The sequence below is a fragment of the Aestuariispira insulae genome (assembly GCF_003385955.1).
Classification (GTDB): domain Bacteria; phylum Pseudomonadota; class Alphaproteobacteria; order UBA8366; family Aestuariispiraceae; genus Aestuariispira; species Aestuariispira insulae.
Map to the genome: position 1 here is coordinate 62005 of NZ_QRDW01000001.1, position 12049 is coordinate 74053.

At 52.7% G+C, this 12049-nt stretch carries 11 protein-coding genes; 4 read left to right on the plus strand and 7 right to left on the minus strand.

Annotated features, from left to right (window positions below; all coding sequences use genetic code 11):
* Positions 1-4: 4 nt before the first annotated feature.
* Entirely contained in the window at positions 5-1225 is a 1221-nt protein-coding gene (locus DFP90_RS00315; protein WP_115934440.1) for a molybdopterin molybdotransferase MoeA, read from the plus strand.
* 135 nt (positions 1226-1360) lie between these two features.
* Positions 1361-2056: a transcriptional repressor LexA gene (lexA, locus tag DFP90_RS00320; RefSeq protein WP_115934441.1), complete on the plus strand. Its 696-nt coding sequence runs from the start codon at positions 1361-1363 to the stop codon at positions 2054-2056.
* Positions 2057-2058: 2 nt separating this feature from the next.
* Here lexA and DFP90_RS00325 read toward each other — a convergent pair whose 3' ends face one another.
* The gene (locus DFP90_RS00325) at positions 2059-4197 is read right to left on the minus strand and encodes a ComEC/Rec2 family competence protein (protein ID WP_115934442.1); all 2139 of its coding nucleotides are present in this window, start codon (positions 4195-4197) and stop codon (positions 2059-2061) included.
* Between the two features lie 169 nt (positions 4198-4366).
* Between DFP90_RS00325 and gltX the strand changes: the two genes are divergently transcribed.
* Together gltX and DFP90_RS00335 are read left to right on the plus strand one after the other, a co-directional pair.
* Positions 4367-5764: a glutamate--tRNA ligase gene (gltX, locus tag DFP90_RS00330; protein ID WP_115934443.1), complete on the plus strand. Its 1398-nt coding sequence runs from the start codon at positions 4367-4369 to the stop codon at positions 5762-5764.
* A gap of 157 nt (positions 5765-5921) precedes the next feature.
* On the plus strand, positions 5922-7235 hold the full coding sequence (locus DFP90_RS00335; protein WP_115934444.1) for a citrate synthase: 1314 nt from the start codon (positions 5922-5924) through the stop codon (positions 7233-7235).
* Positions 7236-7303: 68 nt separating this feature from the next.
* Here DFP90_RS00335 and gloA read toward each other — a convergent pair whose 3' ends face one another.
* Genes gloA through lpxD form a run of 6 tightly spaced genes read right to left on the minus strand, consistent with a single transcriptional unit; the run spans position 7304 to position 12026 of the window.
* Positions 7304-7708: a lactoylglutathione lyase gene (gene gloA, locus DFP90_RS00340; RefSeq protein WP_115934445.1), complete on the minus strand. Its 405-nt coding sequence runs from the start codon at positions 7706-7708 to the stop codon at positions 7304-7306.
* 37 nt (positions 7709-7745) lie between these two features.
* Entirely contained in the window at positions 7746-8915 is a 1170-nt protein-coding gene (gene lpxB, locus DFP90_RS00345; RefSeq protein WP_115934446.1) for a lipid-A-disaccharide synthase, read from the minus strand.
* Positions 8916-8920: 5 nt separating this feature from the next.
* The gene (locus DFP90_RS00350; RefSeq protein WP_115934447.1) at positions 8921-9748 is read right to left on the minus strand and encodes an LpxI family protein; all 828 of its coding nucleotides are present in this window, start codon (positions 9746-9748) and stop codon (positions 8921-8923) included.
* Complete coding sequence (gene lpxA, locus DFP90_RS00355; RefSeq protein ID WP_115934448.1) at positions 9738-10541, minus strand: acyl-ACP--UDP-N-acetylglucosamine O-acyltransferase; 804 nt, start codon at positions 10539-10541, stop codon at positions 9738-9740. Before lpxA ends, DFP90_RS00350 begins: the two co-directional genes overlap by 11 nt.
* Positions 10541-11005 carry a 3-hydroxyacyl-ACP dehydratase FabZ gene (gene fabZ, locus DFP90_RS00360; RefSeq protein ID WP_115934449.1) on the minus strand — a complete coding sequence of 155 codons (465 nt, stop codon included), beginning with the start codon at positions 11003-11005 and terminating at the stop codon, positions 10541-10543. The genes lpxA and fabZ overlap by 1 nt, the downstream gene beginning before the upstream one ends.
* Entirely contained in the window at positions 10998-12026 is a 1029-nt protein-coding gene (lpxD, locus tag DFP90_RS00365; protein ID WP_115934450.1) for a UDP-3-O-(3-hydroxymyristoyl)glucosamine N-acyltransferase, read from the minus strand. The genes fabZ and lpxD overlap by 8 nt, the downstream gene beginning before the upstream one ends.
* Between the last annotated feature and the right edge of the window lie 23 nt (positions 12027-12049).

The following is a 12049-nucleotide window of genomic DNA, read 5'->3' on the forward strand; positions in this document are numbered from 1 at the left end:
CTAGATGATCTCCGTCCAGGAAGCCCGCCAGCGCATTCTTTCTTCTCTGTCTGCCCTGCCGCCAGAGCAAATCTTTTTAAGCTCTGCCCTGGGCCGCGTTCTGGCAGAGGATGTCTCCGCCCGATGCACTCAGCCCCCCGTAGCAGTTTCCGCTATGGATGGTTATGCAGTGCGTGCCGCGGACACGGCAACCGTACCGGCCGATCTGACAGTGATTGGCGAAGCTCCCGCCGGCGGTGGCTTTAACGGCGTGGTTAATCCTGGTGAAGCCGTTCGGATCTTCACGGGCGGGCCGGTTCCCGAAGGGGCCGATGCGGTTGTGATGCAGGAAGATACCGAGCGTCCCGATAAAAAGTCTGTTCGCATCAAACTGGCCCCGCATGAAGGAAAATTCATCCGCCCGGCCGGCCTTGATTTCAGTGAAGGCGAGACTTTGCTCCGGGCGGGTAAGACCCTCAATGCGCGCGACATTGCCCTTCTGGCCGCGATGAATGTGCCTTGGCTCATGGTGCGCCAACGTCCAACCGTGGCCATTCTGGCAACTGGCGATGAAGTGGTCATGCCGGGCGAACCACTTGGCCCCAGTCAGATCATCAGTTCCAATAGCCTCGGCCTTGCCGCGACTGTTGAAGCCCTTGGATGCCGAGCACAGATATTGGGGATTGCACGCGACACGCCGGAAAGCCTTCGGCAAATGGCGACTGCTGCCGCATCCGCCGACTTCCTTGTGACCACGGGTGGCGCTTCGGTTGGCGATCATGATCTGATTCAGTTCGTCCTGGGAGACGAAGGTTTAAAGGTCGATTTCTGGAAAATCGCCATGCGACCGGGAAAACCGCTCATTTTTGGCCAATTGGCTGGAACCCCTATGCTGGGGTTGCCAGGCAATCCTGTTTCTTCAATGGTTTGCAGCCTGGTCTTCCTGGCACCGGCCCTGGCCGTGCTCGCCGGGAAATCCCCCGATGCTTTCGAACGTCGCGGACGTGCCAAACTTTCCGTCGATATTCCAGAAAATGACCACCGGGAAGAAATGTTGCGGGCCACCCTTCAAAAGGGCAGCAATGGCGATCTGCTGGTAACTCCTTATAAGAAACAAGACAGTTCCATGCTGTCCAAACTATCCAATGCGGATTGCCTGCTGGTCAGGCCGGCAAACGCACCTGCCAGCAGAGCGGGGGAAGAAGTTGAGATCGTCTTCTTCCCTTCCAGCGATCTAAGCTTGTAAAAATGTTCCCCTTTTGGTCATTATTTAGCCTGATAGTGATTGACAAATAAATCGAACACAAATAGAACATATCAAGTTGTCTTTTTGTTCTGTTTATTTTGAAGATAACATTGAAACACAAGTGGGAGAAAAAGAATGCTGACCCGGAAGCAGTATGATTTGTTGATGTTTGTTCACGATCGACTGCAAAAATCAGGGGTTTCTCCCTCCTTCGATGAAATGAAGGAAGCATTGGACCTGAAATCCAAATCCGGCATTCACCGCCTGATCACCAGCCTGGAAGAACGGGGTTTCATACGACGCCTGCCCCATCGCGCCCGCGCGCTGGAGGTTTTAAAACTGCCGAAAAACACCACGCCGGAAGAACTGCCGGTGCGGAACCGCAAGGTTGAAACCCTGATGAAGGATGATCTTGCCGGCATGCCGATCCCGCTTCACACTCCCGGCAGCCATATCCAATTGCCGCTCTATGGCAGGATTGCCGCAGGCACCCCGATTGAGGCCCTGCGGGATCATTCCAACCAGGTTGATGTGCCTGCCTCGCTACTTGGACGCGGCGATCATTATGCACTTGAGGTCGATGGCGATTCCATGGTCGAAGCCGGTATTTTGGATGGCGATACGATCATCGTGAAGAAAGCAGAAACCGCGCATAATGGCGATATTGTAGTTGCATTAGTCAATGGCGAAGAAGTCACGCTGAAAAAATTCCGTCGCAATGGCAAATCCATCGCACTGGAACCGGCCAACGAAAAATACCAAACTCAGGTTTATTCCGCTGACCAGGTGAATGTACAAGGTCATCTGGTTGGCTTGCTGCGGAAATACTGATTTCAATCATTCACGTCCCCCTTATCGGACCAGGGGTAATTTCCTCTGGCCTGAGAGGTTGTGATGATCTTGACCCCCTGCTGCCAGGGATAGCGTCCATTGAGATAGATTGCATGGCCGCCATGGTCTTTTAACGTCCCGCGATCGATCAGTGTTTTCGGCCCTTTACAGTCCCTGCTTTCGAGAAAATGGAAAGGTGCTATCAAAAGCTCTGATGGCTCACAATCCTCGGCCAGAGCCGCCGGTTTCAAAACCAAGGCAATTGGCCCAGTTTCATCCGAATTCATCAAACAGCCAAGCCTGTCGCATGCCACTCCGGATTTGGATGATGTCTGGCGAAACAATCTGTAATCACTGACGCCCAACAGACGCCCCCATTGCTCTGCCACGAATTTTTCGCGCCGCAGGTTATTGAGGTAGAGAATGCCCTCTTTTCCATTTATCCCGAGCAACCGGCCATTGCTGGATAGCAAAATATCCGGTGGCCTTACCAGGGGGATGCTCAGAAGACCTAGCGCTAGCAAGACAATGCCCCGCCAACGGAAAGGCCCTCGCCACAGACAGATCCATAGACCACCCAGACTAATTAGAACAACTGAGATAATGTCCATCGGTGGAGAGAAAAACTGCGCACCTGGTAATGCCGAAATCCAACTGGCGAATGAATAGGTCCAGAAGATTCCCGTTTCCATGAGCCAGAACCCCAAGGCTTCGCCGCCAATAGGCATCAACAGCAAAGCCAACACCGCTCCCGGCATGATCATCATGCCCATCAAGGGCACGCCAACTAGGTTCCCCAACAATCCATAGACAGCGACAGTACCAAAATGAAACTGGGCAAACGGCGTGGTCGCAATTGTAGCAATAAGAGTTGTCATCGACAGTACCAGGAAATAGCCGAAGATCCGCCGTGGCCAATTTTTGCGCCACTGCAACAGAAAGCCTTGCGCAAACTCACTTTCATAAAAGGCAACCAGGGCAATCACCGCCGCAAAAGACAGTTGGAAACTGGCCCCAAGAAAGGCTTCCGGCTGAAGAAGAAGTATGACAGTGGCCGCAAAAGCAACCATCCGCATGGAAATCGCATTTCTATCGATCAACACCGCCAGCAAGACCACCGATGTCATCAGGAATGCCCGCTGTGTCGGTAATGGCGCGCCCGCCACCAGCAAATAGGCAAAACTGCCCAATAACGCAAAGCAAGCCGCCCATTTCTTGATCGGATATTGCAGCGCAACCGGTTCCATCAGTGCCATGAATGTACGGCAGCCCGAGAATAACAGCATCACCAGCAGGCCCATGTGCAGGCCGGAGATTGCCAGCAGATGCGCCAATCCAGCGTCACGCATGGTATTGCGGAACTCCTGACTGATCGCGCTTCGATCACCGGTTATCAGCGCCGGGGCAATGGCTTTGGTTTCCGGATAATGCATCTGATCCCGAATGGCCGCCGTCAATAATTGGCGCTTTCTTTCAATGAAGGCAAAGAACGCATCCATCCAATGGGTTGAAATCTCCTTTTCCGGGAGGAGTTCCACTTTTCCCAATGCATAGCCCAGTCCTCCAAGTTGTTGAAACCAGGCCCGTCTTTGAAAATCATATACATTCGGGACAGAGGGATTGGGCGGCGGGTAAAGTCCGGCGCGAAGTCTGATACGATCGCCTGGCAGGAAATCTGTCGCCTGCCTGGTTGTCAGGCGTATTTTGACCGGCGTTTGATGGCTCGGAAGGCCATCCACAATCAGATCTGTCAATGTAAGGCGATTGTTGCCGACGCGCTGCTCCAACAACAAAACACGACCTTCCACCATGGTTGCATGGATTCGTTTCGTCAAAACTGGGGCAGAGAGCTGATAGGTGCGCCCCATGGCAAGCAAATAGCCCGACAGCAGGACGAGTAAAAAGAGAGCGACCCAACCTTTGGGAATGATCCTTACTCCCGCGCCCTTTCTATCCATGCTCGCCATTATCAGGCACAATAAGCCGATCATGAGTATTTCGGCTCTGATCGGTTGAGAAAAAAATAGGCCGATGCCCCCTGCCAACACAGCGGGCACCCACAAGATCAGCCGATCTCTGTTAAACCGTTTCCCTTGGATAAAAACAGAGCCAATCTGGGGCGAAGACGCCCCCGGCAACATGCCCCGGATCCTGTCTAGAACCGCTATCAATGAATTTACCCCTCCCCATGGGTTGTCAGGATACGCCAAACTTTGCCCCTTTTGAATTGGTTTTGCCGAACAGATAGATTTTGTGCTAAACCGCGCGCAGACATTCTCAACAACCCATGTAATTCATTAGGGAACAGGCATGACTGTAGTAACCCGCTTTGCGCCCTCGCCGACCGGCTTTCTCCATATCGGCGGCGCAAGAACCGCGCTTTTCAACTGGCTTTATGCCCGCCATTACGGTGGCCAATACCGCCTCCGGATTGAGGATACCGACCGGAAACGCTCCACCCCGGAAGCCATTGAGGCGATCAAAGATGGTCTGACCTGGCTTGGCCTGGAAGCGGATGGCGAGATCGTCTATCAGTCTGAAGGTGCCGACCGGCATGCCGCCGTTGCCCGCAAGCTTGTTGAAGAAGGCAAGGCCTATCATTGTTATTGCTCCCCCGAGGAACTGGAAGAGATGCGCAACAGTGCTAAGGCAGAAGGTCGCCCGATGCGCTATGACGGCACCTGGCGTGACCGGGATGCATCCGAAGCACCGGACGGGATTGATCCTGTGGTGCGCATCAAGATGCCACAAACCGGTGAAACCACGATCGAGGACCAGGTTCAAGGCACAGTCACCATCCAGAATGAGCAGCTGGATGATTTCATCCTCCTGCGCGCGGATGGCACACCAACCTATATGCTGTCCGTCGTGGTGGATGATCATGACATGGGCATCACACACGTCATCCGCGGCGATGACCACCTAACAAATGCCTTCCGCCAGTTTCAGCTCTACGCCGCCTGCGGATGGGATGTGCCGACCTTTGCCCATATTCCGCTGATTCATGGATCTGACGGTGCCAAACTGTCGAAACGCCACGGGGCGCTTGGCGTGGAGGCCTACCGGGATGAGATGGGTTACCTGCCGGAAGCAATCAATAACTATCTGCTGCGGCTCGGCTGGTCCCATGGTGACGAGGAAATCATTCCCCAGGAAAAGGCCATCGAATGGTTTGATCTCGATTCCTGCGGTCGATCCCCGTCACGATTCGATTTTGCCAAGCTGGAAAGCCTCAATTTCCATTACATGCAGGAAGCCGAGAATGCCCGCCTTGTGGACCTGATCCTTCCGCGCATGAATGGCACGGCAGATGAAACCGGGCGCGCGCGCCTATTGGCTGGCATGGATGGTTTGAAACAACGGGCCAAAACCCTGATTGAACTGGCAGAGAGCAGTGAGTTTTACCTGACTCCGCCAACCTTCCCTCTGGAAATCCCCAAAGCAGCTAAACTGCTGAAAGAGGATTCACCGGCCCTTCTCCGTGCCTTGGCCGATTCCCTGGAAAACCATGAGGATTGGACAGAGGAATCCCTTGAAAATGCCATGCGCGCATTTGGGGAAGCGCGGGAACTGGGCTTTGGAAAGGTTGCCCAACCGGTCCGGGCTGCACTAACCGGTTCCAACATGTCGCCAGGCCTGTTCGAAGTCATGGTGGTTTTGGGCCGCGAAGAGACCGTTAAACGGCTCCGCGCCGTACCGGAAACATAAGGTTTTTAGCCAAGTTGGGGGCATGATTTGCTTTCTGCTTCATGCCCCTTTATATTGCACCGCAATACAAGGGAAATTACCCACAAAAAAAGAATAAAAACATCTGGTCGGCGGAGGCACCTTGCACCGCAACCAATTACTCAACGGAGGTGAAACAATGGCCCAGGACAACCCCGGCACTGACAAAAACCATGTGACATTGGTCGATCATGCCACAGGTAAATCAGTCGATCTGCCGGTTTTGAAGGGGACCGTCGGTCCCAAGGTCATTGATATTCGCAAACTGTATGCCGAAACCGGCTATTTCACCTATGACCCGGGCTATACGAGCACCGGTTCCTGCGATTCGGCCATCACATATATTGATGGCGACAAAGGTGAACTGCAGCATCGCGGATATTCAATCGAAGATCTGGCGGGAAAAAGCGATTTCATGGAAGTAGCTTACCTGCTGCTCCACGGCGAACTGCCTAATAAGGAAGAAAAAGACACCTTCACGCAGACCATCACCAATCATACGATGCTGCATGAACAAATGCTGTTCTTCTACCGCGGCTTCCGCCGGGATGCCCATCCCATGGCGATCATGGTCGGTGTCGTCGGTGCCTTGTCTTCTTTCTATCATGACTCCACGGATATTAACGACCCACATCAGCGGATGGTCGCGTCAATCCGCATGATTGCAAAAATGCCGACCATTGCCGCAATGGCCTACAAATACTCCGTTGGTCAGCCTTTTGTTTATCCGCGTAATGATCTGTCTTATGCCGAAAACTTCCTGAACATGACGTTCAGCGTGCCGGCGGAAGATTATAAAATCAGTCCGGCCGTAGCCCGCGCCATGGATCGCATTTTTATCCTTCATGCCGATCATGAACAGAATGCGTCCACCTCCACCGTGCGTATTGCAGGTTCCTCCGGCGCAAATCCGTTTGCCTGCATCGCTGCCGGGATCTCGTCCCTGTGGGGGCCGGCACATGGTGGCGCGAACGAAGCCGTGCTGACCATGCTGGAACAAATCGGCGACAAGAAAAATATCCCTGAATTTATCGCACGGGCAAAAGACAAGAACGATCCGTTCCGTCTGATGGGCTTCGGCCACCGGGTATATAAGAACTTCGATCCACGCGCTGGTGTTCTAAAACAGTCCTGTCACGAAGTTCTGGAAGAACTGGGTGTTCAGGATCCGTTGCTGGACCTGGCGATGGAATTGGAGAAAATTGCGTTGGAAGACGATTATTTCGTTCAACGCAAGCTTTTCCCGAATGTTGATTTCTATTCCGGCATCATCCTGAAGGCGATCGGCTTCCCGACCAGCATGTTTACAGTATTGTTCGCATTGGCAAGAACCGTCGGCTGGGTCGCGCAATGGAATGAGATGATCACGGACCCGAACCAGAAAATCGGGCGTCCGCGTCAGCTTTTCCTGGGTCATGCTCAGCGGGAATATGTAGAGCTTGAAGACCGGTAAGAGAGCATAAGTAAAAAAAAGGGGCGGGAGAAATTCTCCCGCCCCTTTTTCTTAATTCCAATCTTATTTTAAGCCCGCTCAATCAATTCAATCTTATACCCGTCGGGATCCTCGATGAAAGCGATCACCGAACCGCCATGTTTCATGGGACCGGGGGCTCGGGGGATAGGAACCCCTTCCTTTTCAAGGTCTTCACAGGTTTTATAGATATCCGGCACACCGATCGCCAAATGCCCGAAACCGGATCCCAAGTCATAGGGTTCGTCCTGCCCCCAGTTATGGGTCAATTCAATAACCGTATCGGTTTCAGTTGGTCCATAGCCCATAAAAACCAATGTAAATTCACCAGACGGATAATCCTTGCGGGATAACACATCCATACCCAGGTGACGTTGATAAAAATCTATGGATTTTTCCAAGTCCTTCACGCGTATCATGGTGTGAAGAAAACGATAACCGTCAGTTCCACTCATTTCTCTGTCCTTATTTTCTTTCCGTTAGCGGAAAGCTTCACATCTTTTCGATATGGTTATCCAATATGGAAAATACCACCGATGCTGCGCATTTACTGGGACTATTTCCCTCCGGAGCTTTCAGCATCTCCAAAGCTGGTTTCAAAGCCCTGGTCTGTTCCGCGCCCTTTTCCCCCAAAAGTTCCCGGAGATCCGCAATCAATTGTGCCGACTGGCAATCATCCTGAATTCTCTCCGGAACAATCTCCCGTTTCATCAGGATATTCAAAAGATGCGCATAATCGACCTTCACTAGCCGTCGGACAATGAAATGGGTTAATGGGGACAGTCGATAGGCAATCACAGTGGGCACATGGGCCAGGGTTAATTCAAGCGCCACCGTGCCTGAAGCCGCAAGCGCGACATTGCTTGCAGCCATAGCATCAAATTTCTCAGCAGCCCCTTCCACAATGATCGGCGGTTTTTCCCATTCCGCGGTCATTTCACGAATCATCGAAAGCCGCGCTGGCAATGTTGGCAACACAACCTGCAGATCCGGGATGATCTTGTTCAGGCCCTCAATTGTCTTGGAGAATTCCGGCATCAGGCGGGTAATCTCACCACGGCGGCTTCCTGGCAACAAGCAAAGAACTGGCGCTTTTTCATCCAATCCCTGCCGGGCCCTAAATCCGGCACCGTCCCCTTTATCTGCACCTGATTCCAGGACCGAATGACCGACAAAATGGCAAGGCAGGCCAACCGCTTCAAAATAGGGGGGTTCAATCGGCAGCAGTGCTAGGAGATGATCAAAATGCTTTTTGAATTTATGCACCCGACCGGGTTTCCAAGCCCAGACACTGGGCGCGACATAATGAATCTTGGAAAAGGAGGTTCCGCCCAGCTTCTTTGCCAACTGGTGTGCGAACCCGGGCGAATCGATTGTGATTACAGCATCCGGCTCCAGTTTACGGATATAGTCAGCGGTCTCAGAAATACGTTTGAGAAGATGCCGGATGCGCGGCAAAATCTCTATCAGCCCCATTACAGACAATTCATCCATGGGGAACAGGCTGGTAACTCCCTGCTCTTCCATCAGACCGCCACCGATACCGTGAAACTCAATTTCGCGCCCATCGAACGCCTTCATTGCGGACATCAAACGCGCCCCCAAAGCATCACCCGAGGCTTCACCGGCCGCAATAAAAATCGTGTAAGGCCTGTCTTTCATGGCAGCTAAGTTTCCAGCGGGGCTACCGCCTGGATGAACACACCAAGCTTGTCGGCCAAAGACAGCGTTTCTTCCCTATCCAGGATAATCATGCCACCGGCATCAATGGCTATTCCCCGGAAACCGTTCTTTGACAAATTCCGGATCGTACCTGGCCCAATGGTCGGCAAATCAACACGGGTTTCCTGGCCAGGCTTTCTCATTTTGACCAGAACAGCTCCCTTGCCCTTCCGGCTCAAGGCGGCACAACGTTCAATCAAGGCATCGGTGCCTTCGATCGCTTCCACACCGAGTACAATGCCGTCCTGCACCACAACCCCCTGCCCGACATCTGCAGGTCCGATGATGGTAAGCACCTCCAGCCCGCGCACAATATCTGCATGGGCATCATCATCCACCCCATGCCGGCCCAGAGGCCCCAAGGGCAGGGTAACATTCGGTAGCAGACTGCTGGCGCCGACAATCCGGAAACCTTCCTCTTCTTCCAGATATCGGATGACGGCCGTAAGAAGCCCATCATCGCCCAAGGATTTGGCACCGGTCTTCAAAAAGAATTTCATGGTAACCTTGTCAGGGCGTAAGGCTGCCAGGGAAGGACGGCGAATATGGCCAGCCATGACGATTTCGGAAATATTCTCGGAACGCAATATTTCCATTGAGCGTCCGGCGGCGCCCAAGCGGACGGCCCGAAACGGCACATCCTGATAATCGGCTGGATTTGCTTGCCCTTCAAATCCAAGCACGAAAAAAGGTCTGTTTTCACTTTGACATTGGGCGATGATCTGCCGAGGCAAATCGCCGCCGCCCGCCAATATTCCTAACTTACTTGCCATGCCTTCCCGTATCCGGCTGGGTCAGCCCACGGGAGGAATCAGATTGCATAAAGCCAACAATATCCATCACGGGCTCCACCGTTTTGAACATCTCAGCGACATCTGCTACCCGTTCAGACATTGCACCTTCATCCGCAAACAGCATGCGGTAGGCACTGCGGATAGAATGGATGTCATCTTTTGATACCCCGCGGCGTTTCATGCCGACAATATTCAAGCCTGACAGGTTGGCCCGTGGTCCCATGACGGAACCAAACGGGATGACGTCATTTTCAACGCCGGACATGCCGCCAATCATGGCATGAGCGCCGATCCTGACGAATTGATGCACAGCCGCCAGACCGCCGACAACAACAAAATCGCCGACAACCACATGCCCGGCCAGAGTTGCGTTATTGGCCAGGATAACATTATCTCCGACAATGCAATCATGTGCTACATGCGCACCGACCATGAAGAGGCAGTTATCCCCGACCCGGGTCAGTAAACCGCCGCCTTCCGTGCCGGGATTCATGGTCACATATTCACGAATTTTGTTGTTCCGGCCAATTTCCAGCCTGGAAACCTCACCCCGGAATTTCAGGTCTTGCGGCTCATGCCCAATCGAAGCAAAAGGGAAAATGACCGTCCCTTCACCAATCTTGGTATGACCGCCCACGGTCACATGAGAACGCAAAGTCACCCCTGTGTCCAAGATGCAATCCGGCCCGACATTACAAAATGGGCCGATCGAAACACCTTCGGCGATAACGGCTTTTGGATCGACTATTGCTGTGGGGTGAATATCAGCCATCAAGCGTCTCGGATCATCGCTGCAAAAGTCGCCTCGGCGACAACAGCACCATCCACACGCGCTTCACCGGTGAATTTCCAGACCGGTCCACGCTGTTGTTTTTTGGAAACATGGATCTTGAGCAAATCACCCGGCACAACCGGCTTACGGAATTTGCATTCCTCAATCGACATGAAATAGACCAGCTTGCCTTCCGCTTCTTTGCCAAGGCTGGACACAACCATCACACCGGCTGTCTGTGCCATGCTTTCCACGATCAAAACACCAGGCATAATCGGCTTTTGTGGGAAATGTCCCTGGAAATGCGGCTCGCTTGCTGTCACCCCTTTAACACCAATGGCATATTCGAAGGGCACGATCTCTTCAATCTTATCAACCAGCAAGAATGGATATCGATGCGGGATCCGATCCATAATCTTCAGAACATCAATATTTTCCAGATATTCGTTATCAGTATCAGCCATCTTTTCTTTCTTTTTTTCGCATCAATTTATTAATGAATACATGTTCGCGCAGCCATTGGTTTAATGGCACTGCGGGTACACCACCGACTTTTTCTCCGGCGGCCAGGTTCTTCATAACCCCCGCCTTCGCTGCAATCTGCGCGCCTTTTCCAATTCTCAAATGCCCGGCAATACCCGATTGAGCAGCGCAAACAACGTAATCTTCAAGGACCGTGCTGCCAGCAATCCCAGTCATTGCAACAATGACGCAGGCTTTGCCAATCTTAACATTATGCCCGATTTGCACCAGATTATCGATCTTGGTGAAATCTCCAATTTCCGTGTCGGGCCCCATCCCCCTGTCAATTGTGGTATTGGCACCGATTTCAACACCGTCACCAATAACGACCCGGCCCAACTGCGGCACATCAATATGCCCCTTGCGGTCCATGGCAAAACCAAATCCACGGGTACCGATGCGAACACCTGGGTGAATATTCGCCCTATTACCGACCAGACAAAAGCCTAGATATGCGCCCGCGCCCACATGGCTATCGGCACCAAGCTTGACCGCATTATCAATGACAGCATTCGGACCGATATAGCAGTTATCCCCGATTTCTGCATTGGCCGAAACAACGGCACCGGCTTCAATTCTACATCCGGCGCCGATAGTCGCCGTCGGATCAATAGCGGCGTCGGGGCTGACATAGGGATCAACCGTCCCGGATGGATAAAAATACTGTGAGATAAGAGCAAATGTCCGGTATGGGGTCTCCGATACGATCGGTATCACATGTTCCGGAAGCCGTTCCACATATTGCTGTTCAAGAACAACCGCGCCAGCCTGGGTGTTCGCCAACGCAGGGAGATAGCGTTTATTGTCGAGAAAACTGATCTGATCAGCCCCGGCATCGTCAAGCCCTGCTACATCTGAGATCATTTTGTCAGGCAGGTTCTCTGTAGTCGGAACCCCTATCGCTCCTAACAGATCACGCAAATTGAGGGCTGGGGATTTTTGAAAAAAACGCGTATCAGGCATCTGCCGATTTCTGCTTACTGGAA

Bases quoted from the DNA above. Each gene is read 5' to 3' on its own strand.
- lexA (WP_115934441.1), top strand. From the start codon at position 1,361: ATGCTGACCCGGAAGCAGTATGATTTGTTGATGTTTGTTCACGATCGA.
- lpxD (WP_115934450.1), bottom strand. From the start codon at position 12,026: ATGCCTGATACGCGTTTTTTTCAAAAATCCCCAGCCCTCAATTTGCGT.
- DFP90_RS00315 (WP_115934440.1), top strand. From the start codon at position 5: ATGATCTCCGTCCAGGAAGCCCGCCAGCGCATTCTTTCTTCTCTGTCT.
- lpxA (WP_115934448.1), bottom strand. From the start codon at position 10,541: ATGGCTGATATTCACCCCACAGCAATAGTCGATCCAAAAGCCGTTATC.
- DFP90_RS00335 (WP_115934444.1), top strand. From the start codon at position 5,922: ATGGCCCAGGACAACCCCGGCACTGACAAAAACCATGTGACATTGGTC.
- lpxB (WP_115934446.1), bottom strand. From the start codon at position 8,915: ATGAAAGACAGGCCTTACACGATTTTTATTGCGGCCGGTGAAGCCTCG.
- DFP90_RS00325 (WP_115934442.1), bottom strand. From the start codon at position 4,197: ATGTTGCCGGGGGCGTCTTCGCCCCAGATTGGCTCTGTTTTTATCCAA.
- gltX (WP_115934443.1), top strand. From the start codon at position 4,367: ATGACTGTAGTAACCCGCTTTGCGCCCTCGCCGACCGGCTTTCTCCAT.
- DFP90_RS00350 (WP_115934447.1), bottom strand. From the start codon at position 9,748: ATGGCAAGTAAGTTAGGAATATTGGCGGGCGGCGGCGATTTGCCTCGG.
- fabZ (WP_115934449.1), bottom strand. From the start codon at position 11,005: ATGGCTGATACTGATAACGAATATCTGGAAAATATTGATGTTCTGAAG.
- gloA (WP_115934445.1), bottom strand. From the start codon at position 7,708: ATGAGTGGAACTGACGGTTATCGTTTTCTTCACACCATGATACGCGTG.